The organism is Sphingomonas sp., from assembly GCF_004799495.1.
Taxonomy (GTDB): domain Bacteria; phylum Pseudomonadota; class Alphaproteobacteria; order Sphingomonadales; family Sphingomonadaceae; genus Sphingomonas.
This window is the reverse complement of record NZ_SSMY01000014.1, coordinates 75,679-89,713: the sequence shown is the minus strand read 5'-3', so window position 1 is coordinate 89,713 and position 14,035 is coordinate 75,679. Positions and strand designations below refer to the sequence as shown.

The 14,035-nt window shown below is 67.3% G+C and carries 17 protein-coding genes; 14 read left to right on the top strand and 3 right to left on the bottom strand.

Annotated elements, in window-relative coordinates; all coding sequences use genetic code 11:
* Window positions 1-25: 25 nt before the first annotated feature.
* Window positions 26-592: an HNH endonuclease gene (locus tag E7773_RS15300; RefSeq protein ID WP_293993038.1), complete on the bottom strand. Its 567-nt coding sequence runs from the start codon at window positions 590-592 to the stop codon at window positions 26-28.
* 96 nt (window positions 593-688) lie between these two features.
* On the opposite strand from E7773_RS15300, the gene gluQRS reads away from it, so the two are divergent.
* The 7 genes from gluQRS (at window position 689) to E7773_RS15265 (ending at window position 5,932) form a co-directional block, all read left to right on the top strand.
* Window positions 689-1,555: a tRNA glutamyl-Q(34) synthetase GluQRS gene (gene gluQRS / locus E7773_RS15295; RefSeq protein WP_293993036.1), complete on the top strand. Its 867-nt coding sequence runs from the start codon at window positions 689-691 to the stop codon at window positions 1,553-1,555.
* 9 nt (window positions 1,556-1,564) lie between these two features.
* Entirely contained in the window at window positions 1,565-1,795 is a 231-nt protein-coding gene (locus E7773_RS15290; protein WP_293993033.1) for a twin transmembrane helix small protein, read from the top strand.
* A gap of 121 nt (window positions 1,796-1,916) precedes the next feature.
* Entirely contained in the window at window positions 1,917-2,462 is a 546-nt protein-coding gene (locus E7773_RS15285; protein WP_293993030.1) for a cob(I)yrinic acid a,c-diamide adenosyltransferase, read from the top strand.
* Window positions 2,463-2,525: 63 nt separating this feature from the next.
* Window positions 2,526-3,785 (top strand): ergothioneine biosynthesis protein EgtB, encoded by a 1,260-nt coding sequence (gene egtB / locus E7773_RS15280; protein WP_293993027.1) that lies wholly within the window; start codon window positions 2,526-2,528, stop codon window positions 3,783-3,785.
* Window positions 3,785-4,774, top strand: coding sequence for an L-histidine N(alpha)-methyltransferase (gene egtD, locus E7773_RS15275; protein WP_293993024.1), 990 nt, complete (start codon window positions 3,785-3,787; stop codon window positions 4,772-4,774). The genes egtB and egtD overlap by 1 nt, the downstream gene beginning before the upstream one ends.
* Before the next feature lie 52 nt (window positions 4,775-4,826).
* Complete coding sequence (locus tag E7773_RS15270) at window positions 4,827-5,696, top strand: 3-hydroxybutyryl-CoA dehydrogenase (protein ID WP_293993021.1); 870 nt, start codon at window positions 4,827-4,829, stop codon at window positions 5,694-5,696.
* Entirely contained in the window at window positions 5,693-5,932 is a 240-nt protein-coding gene (locus tag E7773_RS15265) for a permease (protein ID WP_293993018.1), read from the top strand. The genes E7773_RS15270 and E7773_RS15265 overlap by 4 nt, the downstream gene beginning before the upstream one ends.
* On the opposite strand, the gene E7773_RS15260 is transcribed toward E7773_RS15265, so the two are convergent.
* Window positions 5,929-7,221 (bottom strand): NupC/NupG family nucleoside CNT transporter, encoded by a 1,293-nt coding sequence (locus E7773_RS15260; protein ID WP_293993015.1) that lies wholly within the window; start codon window positions 7,219-7,221, stop codon window positions 5,929-5,931. The genes E7773_RS15265 and E7773_RS15260 overlap by 4 nt on opposite strands.
* 167 nt (window positions 7,222-7,388) lie before the next feature.
* On the opposite strand from E7773_RS15260, the gene E7773_RS15255 reads away from it, so the two are divergent.
* From E7773_RS15255 to E7773_RS15225, 7 genes are all read left to right on the top strand, one after another.
* On the top strand, window positions 7,389-7,805 hold the full coding sequence (locus E7773_RS15255; RefSeq protein WP_293993013.1) for a hypothetical protein: 417 nt from the start codon (window positions 7,389-7,391) through the stop codon (window positions 7,803-7,805).
* A gap of 156 nt (window positions 7,806-7,961) precedes the next feature.
* Window positions 7,962-8,615: a queuosine precursor transporter gene (locus tag E7773_RS15250; RefSeq protein ID WP_293993010.1), complete on the top strand. Its 654-nt coding sequence runs from the start codon at window positions 7,962-7,964 to the stop codon at window positions 8,613-8,615.
* Window positions 8,616-8,625: 10 nt separating this feature from the next.
* Complete coding sequence (argB, locus tag E7773_RS15245) at window positions 8,626-9,525, top strand: acetylglutamate kinase (RefSeq protein WP_293993008.1); 900 nt, start codon at window positions 8,626-8,628, stop codon at window positions 9,523-9,525.
* Window positions 9,526-9,569: 44 nt separating this feature from the next.
* Window positions 9,570-9,875, top strand: coding sequence for a YggT family protein (locus E7773_RS15240; RefSeq protein ID WP_293993005.1), 306 nt, complete (start codon window positions 9,570-9,572; stop codon window positions 9,873-9,875).
* A gap of 42 nt (window positions 9,876-9,917) precedes the next feature.
* Entirely contained in the window at window positions 9,918-10,814 is an 897-nt protein-coding gene (folD, locus tag E7773_RS15235; RefSeq protein WP_293993003.1) for a bifunctional methylenetetrahydrofolate dehydrogenase/methenyltetrahydrofolate cyclohydrolase FolD, read from the top strand.
* Window positions 10,811-11,515 carry a hypothetical protein gene (locus E7773_RS15230; RefSeq protein WP_293993000.1) on the top strand — a complete coding sequence of 235 codons (705 nt, stop codon included), beginning with the start codon at window positions 10,811-10,813 and terminating at the stop codon, window positions 11,513-11,515. The genes folD and E7773_RS15230 overlap by 4 nt, the downstream gene beginning before the upstream one ends.
* Window positions 11,512-12,138, top strand: a complete 627-nt coding sequence (locus E7773_RS15225; RefSeq protein ID WP_293992998.1) for a MarC family protein — start codon at window positions 11,512-11,514, stop codon at window positions 12,136-12,138. Before E7773_RS15230 ends, E7773_RS15225 begins: the two co-directional genes overlap by 4 nt.
* A 130-nt stretch (window positions 12,139-12,268) precedes the next feature.
* Here the strand turns inward: E7773_RS15225 and E7773_RS15220 are convergent, their stop codons facing one another.
* Window positions 12,269-14,011, bottom strand: coding sequence for an AcrB/AcrD/AcrF family protein (locus E7773_RS15220; RefSeq protein ID WP_293993139.1), 1,743 nt, complete (start codon window positions 14,009-14,011; stop codon window positions 12,269-12,271).
* Window positions 14,012-14,035 lie beyond the last annotated feature (24 nt).

The following is a 14,035-nucleotide window of genomic DNA, read 5'->3' as shown; positions in this document are numbered from 1 at the left end:
TGCACGGCGGCGTGCGCGGGGTCAATCAAGCTTCGAGTTCGACGTCCCAATACAGCCAATCGCGCCACGTATCGTGGAGGTAATTGGGCGGGAAGCTCTTGCCGTGGTCCTGCAATTGCCAGCTCGTCGGGCGGATCGGCTCGACGTGGAGCGGCATCTTCGCCTCGCGCGGGGTGCGGCCACCCTTGCGCAAGTTGCACGGCGCGCAGGCGGTCGCGACATTTTCCCACGTCGTGCGCCCGCCGTACGCCCGCGGGATGACATGGTCGAAGGTCAGGTCCTTGTGCGTCCCGCAATATTGGCAACTGAACTTGTCGCGCAGGAACAGGTTGAACCGGGTGAAGGCGGGGAACTGGCTCGGGCGGACGAACTGTTTGAGCGCGATGACGCTGGGCAGCTTGAGCGCGTGCGTCGGGCTGCGCACTTCGCGCTCGTAATGCGAGACGATGTCGACGCGATTCAAAAAGACCGCCTTGACGGCGGTCTGCCACGGCCAGACGGACAGCGGGTAGTAACTGAGCGGCGTGTAATCGGCGTTCAGCACCAGCGCCGGGCAACTGTCCGGATGCCGCATCAGGTCGGGATGGAACACGCGCTTCCCCCACAACTTTCCCGACGGGCATCAACCCGACTAGGATGACGCCATGATGACAGCACACGCGACGACTCGCGGTCAAGAGTCAGTGACTTGATCGTCAGCCGTTTCGCGCCGAGCCCGACCGGAGCGTTGCATCTGGGCCACGCCTGGTCGGCGGTGCAGGCACACGACCGGGCGCGGGAAGCGGGCGGGCGGTTCCTGCTGCGGATCGAGGACATCGACGGGACGCGCTCGCGGGTGGAGCATGTTCAGGGGATTATCGGCGACATGGCGTGGCTCGGCCTGAGCTGGGACGGGCCGATGGTGTTCCAATCGGCACGCGTGCCGCTCTATGCCGATGCGCTTGAACGGCTGCATGCCGAAGGCCTCACCTATCGCTGCTTCTGCACCCGCGCCGACATCGCGGCGGAGATCGCCGCGGCGGGGAGCGCACCACACGACGACGACACGCCACCGCCGCATCCCGCCGCGTGCCGACATCGATCGGCGGCCGAGATCGCGGCGAAGCTGGCGACGGGCGAGCCGTTCGCATTGCGGCTCGACATGGTGGCGGCGGCCACGCGGCATCCGGGGCTGGCGTGGCACGATGAGATCGCGGGCGAGCAGATCGCGATGCCTGAGGCCGCCGGCGACGTCGTGCTGTGGCGCAAGGACGCGCCCGCGAGCTATCACCTCGCGGTGACCGTCGACGATGCGGCGCAAGGCGTGACCCACGTCGTGCGCGGCCGCGACCTGTTCGCCGCGACGCATGTCCACCGCTTGCTCCAGGCGCTGCTCGGCCTGCCGACGCCGGTCTATCGCCACCATGCGCTGCTGACCGATGCCAAGGGCGACCGCCTCGCCAAGCGCCACGACGCCCCGACGCTCGCCGACCTGCGCCGCGACTATCCCGACGGCCGAACCTTGGCCAACGCCCTGCGCGCCGGCACGCTTCCCAACGGCTATGCGAGCACCTAAATAAGACCCATGACCTTTCTCGCCATCCTCCTGCTCGCCGCGATGATCGCGACCGTCGCCGCGCTCGTCTATGGCGTGGTGATGTTCCTCAAGAACTCGTCCACTGAGGTGCACGGCCCGGGCCCGAGCGAGTTCGCGATCAAGTCCAACAAGGCGATGCAGTTCCGCATCTTCTTTCAGGCCGCGGCGATCCTGGTCGTCGTGGTGATCCTGTTCGCCGCCGGTGAAAACGGCGGCTGAGGAAACTTTTGATGCGCTTGCGCGCACGGACGGCACCAGCCCGCTCCCCCTCCCGACCGCCCATAGAATATCCTGATTGGACGGTCGGGAGGGGGAGCGGGCCGGCAGCGCGAAAATTGACATGGTAAAACTCAACAAAATCTACACCCGCACCGGCGACGACGGCTCGACCGGTCTCGTCGACGGGTCGCGCGTGTCGAAGGCCGATCCGCTGATGGCGGCGATCGGCGATGTCGACGAGGCGAACAGCGCGATCGGCCTCGCGGCGACGCTGGCGGAGGACGAGACGCACGCGGCGCTGGCGCGGATCCAGAACGATTTGTTCGACCTGGGCGCGGATATCGCGACGCCCGACGGGATCGACGGCGCACTCCGCATCACGCCCGCGCAGGTCGCACGGCTGGAGCAGGAGATCGACGCGATGAACGGCGCGCTCGCCCCGCTGACCAGCTTCATCCTGCCCGGCGGCGCGCCGATCGCCGCGCATCTCCACCTCGCCCGCGCGGTTGCCCGCCGCGCGGAGCGCAGCGCGGTCGCGGCCGGGACGGTCGCGCCCGAGGCGCTGCGCTATCTCAACCGGCTGAGCGACTGGCTGTTCGTCGCCGCGCGCGCGATGAACCAATCGGCGGGGGGCGACGTTCTCTGGGTTCCCGGCGCGTCCCGGTAACTTGGGCGCTGATCTGATTCGATCATTGCGGGGGCGCATTTTCGGCGTTACAGATGGAACATAATGCGAACGAGGTTGGGCCCGTCGCCGACACCCGAAGCGCTGGCCGAGCGCCTCGCCGCGGTGCGCGCGCTGAGCGTCGATCTGGTCGCGCCGCTGTCCGACGCCGATGCGAGCGTCCAGTCGATGCCCGACGCCTCGCCCGCGAAATGGCATCTGGCGCACACCACCTGGTTCTTCGAGACGTTCGTGCTGCGCGATTTCGTCCGCGATTACGCGCTCCACGACGAGCGTTTTCCCTTCCTGTTCAATTCCTATTATGAGGCCGAAGGCCGCCGCCACGCGCGCGACCGACGCGGGATGATCACGCGGCCGGGGCTGGCCGAGGTGCTGGCGTACCGCGCGCATGTCGATGCCACGCTGGCCGAGGCACTGCCCGATTTGCCCGAGGCGGCGCGCGAACTGGTCCGGCTCGGGTGTCATCACGAGGAGCAGCATCAGGAATTGCTGCTCACCGACCTCCTCCACCTGATGTCCGAAAACCCGACCGAGCCGGCGGTATGGCCCGGCGCGCGCAAGGTGCCGGTCGCGATGCCGGGGCCGATCGGCTGGATCGAGCATGACGGCGGGCTGGTCGAGATCGGGCACGACAGCCCCAATTTCGCGTTCGATTGCGAAGGCCCGCGCCACAGAACGCTGCTTACCAGCCACGCCATCGCCGACCGTACCGTGACCAACGGCGAATGGGTCAGCTTCATCGCCGACGGCGGCTATGCCGATCCGCGCCACTGGCTGTCGGACGGCTGGGCGTGGGTGAAAGCGGACGGCATCGACGCGCCGCTCTACTGGGAACGGCGCGACGGCGTGTGGACTCGCTTCGGGCTCGACGGCCGTCGCGCGATCGATCCCGCCGCACCCGTCACCCACGTCAGTTTCTTCGAGGCCGATGCCTATGCCAGCTGGGCCGGCGCGCGCCTCCCGACCGAGGCCGAATGGGAAGCGGCGGCGGCTGGTCACGACCCCGATAGCGGCAACCAGCTCGACACCGCCGGGCCGGTCGAGCCCCGCCCTTCCGCGGGCGGCCCCGCGTTCTTCGGCGACGTATGGGAATGGACCGGCAGCGCGTACCGCCCCTATCCCGGCTTCAAGCCCGCGGAGGGCGCCGTCGGCGAATATAACGGCAAGTTCATGAGCGGGCAGTTCGTGCTGCGTGGCGGGTCGTGCGCGACCCCACGCGGGCACGTTCGCGCCTGTTACCGCAACTTCTTCTACCCGCATCAGCGCTGGCAGTTCACCGGCGTGCGGCTGGCGAAAGATATCTGATGCTCAAGCAGGAAATCGAGGACGGCACGCGCAGCTTCGCCGACCCGGCGTTTCGCGCCGATGTGATCGACGGGCTGACCCGCCGTCCGCGCGCGATCCCGGCGCGGTGGTTTTACGACCGGCGCGGGTCCGAACTGTTCGAGGCGATCACCGAGCTGCCCGAATATTATCCGACGCGGACCGAAACCGCGCTGCTGAAGGAAAAGGCGGGCGAAATCGCAGCGCTCGTCGGGCCCGGCCGCGCGGTCGTCGAGTTCGGGTCGGGATCGTCAACCAAGACGCCGATCGTGCTCGAGGCAGTGGCGCCGTCGGCCTATGTGCCGATCGATATTTCGGGCGACTTTCTGCGCGAATCGTCGAAGGCGCTCGCCGCGCGCTTCCCCGGCCTGCCCGTCGTGCCAGTCGAGGGCGATTTCCTCCAGCCGATCAAGCTTCCCGCCGGGATCGCCGCCGCGCCCAAGCTAGGTTTCTTCCCGGGATCGACCATCGGCAACATGATCCCGCTGTCGTCCGCCGACCTGCTCCGCGCGATGCGCGCGTCGCTCGGCGCCGAAAGCAATGGGGGCGCAATGCTGTTGATCGGGATGGACCGGATCAAGGACGTCGCTGTCCTCGAACGCGCTTATGACGACGCGGCGGGCATCACCGCGGCGTTCAATCTCAACCTGCTCGAGCGGATCAACCGCGAGCTCGATGGCACGATTCCGGTCGAGGCGTTTCGCCACCGTGCGATCTGGAACGACGACCGCGCGCGGATCGAAATGCACCTCGAGGCACGCGAAGACGTGACCTTCACAATCGAGGGCCGCCCGTTCTCGATCGCGGCGGGCGAGACGATCCACACCGAGAACAGCCACAAATACGGCCCGCGCGACGCGCGCATCCTGCTCCGCGCCGGCGGCTGGACCCCGATCGCCGAATGGACCGACCCAGAGGACCAATTCGCGCTCTACCTCGCCGAAGCGCAGGCGCCGCGCCCCGCGCCCTAGCCGCGACCGCCAAAACCGTTATGGGCTGCCGTGCACTATACGGGAGCAGGCAATGCACAGCGTCGGCGTGATCGGGGCGGGTCAGATGGGCGCGGGGATCGCGCAAGTGACGGCGCAGGCCGGGTATCATGTGCTGCTCGCCGACGTGTCGAAGGAGCGCGCCGATGCGGGCAAGGCGGGGATCGCGCGCCAGCTCGCCCGCGTGGTCGAAAAGGGCAAGCTCGACGAAGCCGCGATGGACCAGGCGCTCGGCCGGATCGAGACGATCGACGGGCCGGCAGGGATGGGCAAATGCGACCTGATCGTCGAGGCCGCGACCGAGCGCGAGGAGATCAAGCGCGCGATCTTCGCCGAAGTGGGCAAGGTGATGGGCAGCGCCGCGATCCTGGCGTCGAACACCTCGTCGATCCCGATCACGCGGCTGGCGCAGGCTACCCCCGACCCGGCGCGCTTCATCGGGGTGCATTTCTTCAACCCGGTGCCCGTCATGGGGCTGATCGAGATCATCCGCGGGCTCGCCACCAGCAACGACACCGTGGCGAAGATCGAGACCTATGCCGCGGCGCTCGGTAAGCAGGTGGTGCGCGCCAACGACGCGCCGGGGTTCATCGTCAACCGCGTGCTGATGCCGATGCTCAACGAAGCGTGCTTCGCGCTCGGTGAGGGTGTGGCGACGATCCGCGACATCGACCTCGCCTGCCAGCTCGGCCTCAACCACCCGATGGGGCCGCTGACGCTCGCCGATTTCATCGGGCTCGACACGTGTCTCGAGATCACACGCGTGCTGTTCGAAGGGACCGGCGACCCCAAGTTCCGGCCCGCGCCCCTCCTGATCAAATATGTCGAGGCCGGCTGGTACGGCCGCAAGACGGGCCGCGGCTTCTACGATTATTCGAGCGCCGAGCCGGTGCCGACGCGGTGACGCTGTACGACGCGATCGGGCTGGCCGGCACTGCGCTGATCCTCGGCACGTACGCGCTGACCGTGGCGGGGCGGGTCGACGCCAAGCAACCGGCGGCACTGCTGGGTAATTTCCTCGCCGCGAGCCTGATCCTCGTCAGCCTCGCGCACGACTTCAACCTGTCGGCCGCGATCGTCGAAAGCGCCTGGGCGCTGATCGCCGGGATCGGGCTGATGCGCGTTGTGCTGAAGCGTTAGGCGATCAGCATCCCGGCGAGCGCCGCCGACATCAGATTCGCCAGACTCCCCGCCGCGAGCGCGCGCAAGCCGAGCTTCGCGATTATCGGACGCTGGTTGGGGGCGAGGCTACCGGTCACCGCCATCTGGATCGCGATCGACGAAAAATTGGCGAAACCGCACAGCGCGAACGTCACCACCGCGACGGTGTGCGGGCTCAGCCCCGCCTGCATCTTGCCGAGGTCGATGTACGCGACGAATTCGTTGAGCACGATCTTCTCGCCGAAGAAGCCGCCCGCCGCGCCGGCCTCGTTCCACGGCACGTTGAGCAGGTACATCACCGGCTTGAAGATCGCGCCGAGGATCGCCTGGAAGCTGAGGTCGGGATAGCCGAACCAGCCGCCGACTCCGCCGAGGATACCGTTGGCGAGCGCGACCAAGGCGACGAACGCCAGCACCATCGCGCCGACCGCGACCGCCAGCTTGACGCCGGTCTGCGCGCCTTGAGCGGCGGCCATGATGATGTTGGCGGGCTTTTCCTCGTCGTGGGTCGCGTCGGGGAGCGGTTCGCCGGGGACGCTGCCGTCGGGCAGCGCGATCGCCTCCGCACTCGGCTTGCCGTCGACGACCGCATCTTCGGCGGCCAGGCTCCTGGTGTCGGGCATGATGATCTTGGCCATCAGGATGCCGCCCGGCGCCGCCATGAAGCTCGCCGCGAGAAGATAGTCGATCTTGATTCCCATCGACGCGTACGCCGCCAGGATCGTGCCCGCGACGCCCGCCATCCCGCTGGTCATCACGGTGAACAGCTGCGCTTGGGTGAGGCCCGCGAGATAGGGTCGGATCACCAGCGGCGATTCGCTCTGGCCGACGAAGATGTTCGCCGCCGCGCACAGGCTCTCGACCTTCGACACGCCGATCACCCATTCGATCGCGCCACCAAGCCAGCGCACGATCGCCTGCATGATGTTCAGGTAATAGAGGATCGAGACGAGCGCGGCGAAGAAGATGATGACCGGCAAGGCGCCGATTGCGAAGACGTGGTCGCCATAAGGCGGGTCGGTCAGACCGCCGAGGAGGAATTTCGTCCCTTCCTTCGCATATCCCAAGAGGTTGGCGACGCCGCCCGACATCCAGGCCAGTACGGTCTTGCCCGCCGGCACATACAGCACGAGCACCGCGATCAATGCCTGCAACAGGAACGCCGCGATCACCACGCGCGGGCGGATCGCGCGGCGGTTGTTCGACAGCGCGAACGCGATCAACAGGATGACGGCGATACCGGCCAGGCCGATCAGGATACGCTGCATGGAAAAACTGCCCCCGTGGAATTGGCCGCGAGTATGGCGGAAAAAATCGCGGAGCGACAAGCCCCGGCGGCGACCCGGCTGTGGATTGCGGTCGCGCAGCGGCTGAGGCATGCTCGCCACATGGCCGCGAGCCGGGCTGACCCGGCGACGCCTGAGGGAGTGAGTCGATGGTCCAGTTCAAGTCGATTGCAATCGCCGCCGCCATGGCGGTGGGGTTCGCCGCTTCGCCCGCTTTCGCGGAAAACGCGATGCAAGTGTGCGGCGCCAAGTATCAGGCCGCGAAGAAGGCCAATACGCTGCCCGCCGGGCAGACTTGGAACCAGTTCCTCGCCGCTTGCCGCGCGAGCATGCCCAAGCCGGCGACGGCGGCGGTCGCGCCGGTCAAGCCGGCCCCGACGATGGTTGCCTTGAAACCCGCCAAGGCCACCAAACCCCGCGGCGAGCCCAGCGCCGCGCAAAAGGCGATGTACGCGCGCGAAAAGCAGTGCGGCGTGCAATGGCGCGCCGACAAGGCGGCGGGCAAGGTCGCCGCTGGCATGAAGTGGCCGCAATATTGGAGCGCCTGCAACAAGCGGATGAAGTAGCCGGCAGTCTCGATCGTCACCCCGGCCTCGAGCCGGGGTCCCGCTTTCTTCAAGTTGAAGAAGCGGAATGCCGGATCAAGTCCGGCATGACGGTGGTCGGAAGCGCCAATAGCGGACTGTTTGACGTGCGCGGAAATGGCGTTAGCGTCGCGCCCTATGGACACACCCTCCCCCGCGATGCCGCGCTCGCTCTTCATCTATTCGATCCTCTATGGCGGCATGGTCTGCATTGCGGGCGTGCTGGGGGTTAAGCAAGTCGCGCTGGGGCCGCTCGCGGTCGAGGCGGGTATTTTCGGGTTCCTGATCCTCGTCGTGCTGTCGAGCGCGATCGCCGAACTGCATGGGCAACGGGCCGCAACCTCGCTCGTCCGGCTGGGCTTTGTCCCGCTGTTCGTCTCTGCCGCGTTGATCCAGCTCGTGCTGCATCTGCCGGCCGATCCCGGCATGTACCCGCCGGCAGTACCGGCCTTCCCGATCGTCGTCGGGCAAAGCGTGCGGATGATGCTCGCCGGGTTCATCTCCTACGGCACGTCGCAGACGCTCAACGTCTTCATCTTCTCCAAGCTGAAGGGCCAGGAAGGCCAGGGCCGCCTCGTCTGGCTGCGCGGCATGATCGCCAGCGTGATCAGCCAGATCGTCGACACCGTATTGTTCATCACCATCTCGTTCTACGGCGAGCGCCCGATCCTGGGGCTGATGGAGGGGCAGATGCTGGCCAAGGTCGTGCTGTCGATCGTGCTGGTGCCGTTCCTGATCACCGGGTTCGTCGCGCTGGGCCGCTGGCTGGACGGCACGCCATCGCGAGCCTAACGCGCGGCGGATGACCGACCACACCCCCTCGCCCGCCTTGCTCGCCAAGGCCGAAACGCTCGTCGAGGCGCTGCCGTACCTGCAGCGCTACGCGGGGCGCACGTTCGTCGTGAAGTACGGCGGGCACGCGATGGGCGACCCGGAGGCGCAGCGCGACTTCGCCGAGGACGTGGTGTTGCTCAAGGCGGTCGGGATCAATCCGGTCGTGGTGCACGGCGGGGGCCCGCAGATCGGGTCGATGCTCAAGAAGCTCGGTATCGAATCGCAATTCGTCGGCGGGCTACGCGTCACCGACGCCGCCACCGCCGAGGTCGCGGAAATGGTGCTGGCGGGCAAGATCAACAAGGAAATCGTCGGCTGGATCGCCGCGCTCGGCGGGCGCGCGGTGGGCATTTCGGGCAAGGACGCCAACCTGGTGCTGGCGGAAAAGGTCGCGCGCCACGAGCCCGACCCCAATTCGGGGATCGAGCGCCACGTCGATCTCGGCTTCGTCGGCGAACCCGTGAGCGTCGACCCGTCGATCCTCAACAACCTGGCGCGCGACGGGTTCATCCCGGTCGTCGCCCCGGTCGCGCTCGGCGCGGACGGCGAGACGTACAATATCAACGCGGATACGATGGCGGGGGCGATCGCGGGGGCGCTCGGCGCGACGCGCTTCTTCCTGCTGACCGACGTCGCGGGGGTGCTCGACAAGGCGGGCGAGCTCCAGACCGACCTCGACCGCGCGAGCATCGAGGCGATGAAGGCCGACGGCACGATTTCGGGCGGGATGATCCCCAAGGTCGACACGTGCGTGAACGCGGTCGAAGCGGGGGTAGAGGCCGCGGTCATCCTCGACGGCCGCGTGCCGCACGGCATGCTGCTCGAAATCTTCACCCGGCGCGGCGCGGGCACTCTGGTCAGAGCGTAACAACTGTACTATATACCTAAAACACTGAGTCGATGGAGAGCGCGTTGATAGAGCTGCTGGGCCTCATTCAGATGCTGCTGCTGATCGTGTCGCTGATCGTCATCGCGCAGGCGGTGATGTCGTGGCTGATCGGGTTCAACATCATCAACACCTACAACGACACGGTGCGCGACATCTATCGCCTGCTCAACCGGCTCACCGACCCGCTGTATCGCCCGATCCGGCGGATCATGCCGAACCTCGGCGCGCTCGACCTGTCGCCGCTGATCGTGCTGCTGATCATCCAGGTGATCAACAACTGGATCATCCCCGCCATCGCGCGGTCGGTGCTGGGCTCGGGACTGTCCTGATCGACTGGCGCCAAAGCCCGGGTCGCTCTATCAGGCCGGGCCATGACGGCTGAGATCATCGACGGCAAAGGCTTCGCGCTCGGCTTGCGCGAGCGGATCGCGGCCCAGGTCGCGCATTTCCACGAAGCGGCGGGGCGCCCGCCCGGCCTCGCGGTCGTGCTGGTCGGCGAGGACCCGGCGTCGGCGGTCTATGTCCGCAACAAGCACAGGGCGACGATCGCTGCGGGGATGGGCAGTTTCGAGCACAAGCTTCCCGCCGACACCTCGCAGGACGATCTGCTCGCGCTGATCGACACGCTCAACGCCGACGACCGGGTCGACGGCATCCTCGTCCAATTGCCGCTTCCCGACCATATCGACGAGCGCGTCGTCACCACGCGGATCGACCCCGACAAGGACGTCGATGGTTTCCACCCAGTCAATGCCGGGCGGCTCGCGACCGGGCTGTACGGGTTCGTGCCGTGCACGCCCTATGGCTGCCTGATGCTGCTGAAGGACCAGCTCGGTGACCTGACGGGACTCGACGCGGTGGTGATCGGGCGGTCGAACATCGTCGGCAAGCCGATGGCGCAATTGCTCCTGAAGGAAAGCTGCACCGTCACCGTCGCGCATTCGAAGACCAGGGATCTGTCGAGCGTGGTCAAGCGCGCCGACATCGTCGTGGCGGCGGTCGGCATGGCGGAGCTGGTCAAGGGCGACTGGATCAAGCCCGGCGCGACCGTGATCGATGTGGGCATCAACCGCGAGGCACCTGCGATCGAGGGCAGCAACGGGCGGCTGGTCGGCGACGTCGATTTCGCCGGCGCGATGCAGGTCGCGGGCGCGATCACCCCGGTGCCCGGCGGGGTCGGGCCGATGACGATCGCGTGTTTGCTCCGAAACACGCTGATCTCCGCGCACCGGCGGGCGAAGGTGCCGTATGACAAGGACGCGCTGTGAAGCGGGCGGCTGTCGCGCTGGCCTTTCTCCTCCTTACCGTTCGCCCTGAGCTTGTCGAAGGGCGTGTGGCGGGCGATATGCCCAGTCCACCTGCTTCGATAGGCTCAGCACGAACGGTGGAGGGACAGTCCGCCCTCGACGCCGAACACGCCTTTGCCGCCGACGCGAAGACGCTCGGCCAATGGACCGCGTTCCGCAAATGGTCGACCGACGACGCGGTGATGTTCACGCCGCAGCCGGTCAACGCGCACGAATGGCTGAAAGGTCGCAACGACCCGCCCAAAGCGATCGATTGGTGGCCGACGGCGAGCTATATCTCGTGCGATGGTAGCCTTGCGGTCAACACCGGCGGCTGGAAGCGGGCCGATGGCAGCGTTGGGTATTTCACCACGCTTTGGCAGCGTCAGAACAATGGTGATTGGAAGTGGACGGTCGATGGCGGCGATGCGTTGAAAGTCTCGCGCCCTCGGCAGCGCCCCGCCGTGATCAAAGCCATCTGTAGTAACCCACCCGGAATGGGAATGAGGGAAGGCTATCCCGACGGTGGTGGCGGCGTTGATTCTTCGGAGGACGGAACGTTGCGTTTCGAGTTTCGCGTATCGCCGGATGGCGGCCGCTCGGTAGCGGCCCTACTGTGGGACGGTCGGAAATTCCGACGTGTGATCGAAGATAAAACCGCCGGATCGCCACCCAACAAATGATCGAGCTCTACCTCTCCGCGCTCGTCACGTTCTTCATCGTGATCGACCCGCCCGGCTGCGCGCCGATCTATGCCGGGCTGACGCACGGCGCGTCGCCCGCGCACCGCCGGTCGATGGCAATCCGCGCGGTGTTCGTCGCCTCGATCATCCTGTTCGTGTTCGCCGCGGTGGGTGAGGGCATCCTCAACGCGCTCGGCGTCAGTCTCTCGGCGTTCCGCATCGCGGGCGGGATCATGTTGTTCCTGATCGCGCTCGAAATGGTGTTCGAGAAGCGCACCGAACGTCGCGAGGACCGCGCCGCGAAGGTCGCCGCGACGCCCGAGGTCGAGGACGTGTCGATCTTCCCGATGGCGATGCCGATGATCGCCGGGCCGGGGTCGATCGCCAGCGTCATGCTGATGATGAGCCGCAACCACGGGGTCGAGCGCGTGACAGTGGTGCTCGCGGCACTCGCGACGATCTTGGTGCTGACCCTGCTCGCGCTGCTCGCCGCGGGGCCGCTGATGAAGCTGCTCGGCGCGCGGATCGAGGCGGTGATCACGCGCATCCTCGGTGTGCTGCTCGGCGCGCTCGCGGTGCAGTTCGTGATCGACGGGATTCGGATCAGCCTCGGCCTGACCTGACGCTTGCAATGTAGGATTTCGCCTGACAGCGTCCGGCTCGGCTCTTTGGATCGGCTGGTATTTACAGCGCTCGGCGCGCCGCGCTCATCGGCCGCGATAGTGTCAACCTAGTGTCAACTTCCGCGTCCGGTCAGGGAGCGATGCGGAACAGCCGCAGCGGCGAATTGCGCGGCAGCGGGAGCGGTTGGAGGAACGCGAATTTCTCGCCACGCGCCAGCCGGTCGTAGAACCCGCCCGGGTTGCGCGCGCGATAGATCGTCGATTCGGCCATGTTGGGGCACACGAGTAACAGGGTCGCGCCGTGCCGCGCGGCGATCGCGCGGAATTGGTCGGGGCTGCCACCGAACGCGTGCTGGACGTCGAGGATCGCGTCGCCGTTGCGGTGATACGGCCCCGCCACCGCCTTGTGGTGTGTGACGACGATGATCCGCGGGCCGAGGTCGACGAAGCTCAGGATCGTCGCCGACGGATACTGGTTGAGCGGCGCGAGATTGCCGTATGCCGGGCAGCGCGCTCCGGCCAGGTTGATCGCCTTGCTCCGCGCATCGGGCTTGTCGACCGGCAAATATTGCACCGCCAGCGCGCTGAACGCGCCGCTCGCGAACAGCACGACGGCGGCGGTCCCGAATACGCGCACCAGCATGTTGCCGCTGCCGAGCAGCAGCGGAACAGCGATCCAGATCAGCGCCGCAGCACCCGGCACCGCGAGCAGCTGCGCGGCGGGTCCGGCGCGCGTCTGCCACAGCAGCATCAGGCAGGCGAACAGCGTGAACAAGGCGACCGCCGCCCAGCCCACCATGTTGGGCAAGCGGGCATCGACCGCGCGCTTTGTCGCGACGAAGGCGCCGAGCAGCCCGATCAGCGGCAGCGTCACGATCGGGAAGGCGACGCGGAACGGGTGCGTGTAGATCGGCTTCGCTTCGCGCACGTTGTTGAGCCAGTTGCGCGCGAGCTCGTCCGACACTTGCTCGGGCCGCCCAAGACATTGCGGGAAGAGGAGCGCGAACCCGGCGACGATCACCGCCCCCGCGACCACCGCCAATCCGAGCCGCACCACGCGCGACGCCGGGCTGAGCCGCGCCAGCGCGAACAGCAGCGCGCCCGCGGCGATCATCACGGTCAGGTAGACGGGCGTCAGCGCGTCGCACCGCGCGACGGTGTTGGCGTAGGAGGCGAACGCGGCGTAGCCGAGCGCGGTCCCGCCGCCGAGCGCGAGCGCGTAGCCCTCGACCCGGCGCGCCTCGCCCCGGTCCCAGATCCATTGCAGCGTGATGATCGCGCCGGCCATCGCGGCATAGGGCATCATCTCGAGCCCGATCGAGAGACTCACCGCGCTCGCCGCCCCGACGATCACGCCGCCGCGCCCGTGCCGGGGGTCGGACAGCCCGGCGACCGTCAGGCTCAGCATCGCGAGTTGCCAGCCGTGATGGTCGATCCGTTCGGGCGCGAACATCAGCATCGTCGATCCGCACGCGAACACGAGCAGTGCGATCGCGAGCGGCCACGCATGCTTGCCGATCAGCCGCCGCGCGGTCGCGCCGAGCCCGAGGAACGCGATCGAGAGCGGCAGCAGCGGCGCGATCCCGCACGCGATCCGCTCCGCCTCGGGCGTGCCGACGAACGGACGCAGCAGCAGGATGATCCCCGCGATCGGCAAGTCGACGATGCGGCTCCAGTGGATGTCGAACCCACCGGGCGGATTGAGATAATAGTTGCGGAGGTCGAACCAGCCCTGCCCGTCCAGCAGCGCGCGGACCTGCATCAGCCGCATATTGTCGTCGGTATCGCCGAGCGCGAGCGACTGGATCCGCTCCCAGTCGGAACCGACAGACCACAGCAGCACGAGCAGCCACGCGAATAGCGCGTAGCGCATCCAGTGGCGGTCGATCTCGTCGAG

Excerpts from the sequence above, each read along its gene's own strand:
- E7773_RS15290 (WP_293993033.1), top strand. The coding sequence starts at position 1,565 with ATGACCTTTCTCGCCATCCTCCTGCTCGCCGCGATGATCGCGACCGTC.
- E7773_RS15285 (WP_293993030.1), top strand. The coding sequence starts at position 1,917 with ATGGTAAAACTCAACAAAATCTACACCCGCACCGGCGACGACGGCTCG.
- egtB (WP_293993027.1), top strand. The coding sequence starts at position 2,526 with ATGCGAACGAGGTTGGGCCCGTCGCCGACACCCGAAGCGCTGGCCGAG.
- egtD (WP_293993024.1), top strand. The coding sequence starts at position 3,785 with ATGCTCAAGCAGGAAATCGAGGACGGCACGCGCAGCTTCGCCGACCCG.
- E7773_RS15270 (WP_293993021.1), top strand. The coding sequence starts at position 4,827 with ATGCACAGCGTCGGCGTGATCGGGGCGGGTCAGATGGGCGCGGGGATC.
- E7773_RS15260 (WP_293993015.1), bottom strand. The coding sequence starts at position 7,221 with ATGCAGCGTATCCTGATCGGCCTGGCCGGTATCGCCGTCATCCTGTTG.
- E7773_RS15255 (WP_293993013.1), top strand. The coding sequence starts at position 7,389 with ATGGTCCAGTTCAAGTCGATTGCAATCGCCGCCGCCATGGCGGTGGGG.
- E7773_RS15250 (WP_293993010.1), top strand. The coding sequence starts at position 7,962 with ATGGACACACCCTCCCCCGCGATGCCGCGCTCGCTCTTCATCTATTCG.
- argB (WP_293993008.1), top strand. The coding sequence starts at position 8,626 with ATGACCGACCACACCCCCTCGCCCGCCTTGCTCGCCAAGGCCGAAACG.
- folD (WP_293993003.1), top strand. The coding sequence starts at position 9,918 with ATGACGGCTGAGATCATCGACGGCAAAGGCTTCGCGCTCGGCTTGCGC.
- E7773_RS15225 (WP_293992998.1), top strand. The coding sequence starts at position 11,512 with ATGATCGAGCTCTACCTCTCCGCGCTCGTCACGTTCTTCATCGTGATC.
- E7773_RS15220 (WP_293993139.1), bottom strand. The coding sequence starts at position 14,011 with ATGCGCTACGCGCTATTCGCGTGGCTGCTCGTGCTGCTGTGGTCTGTC.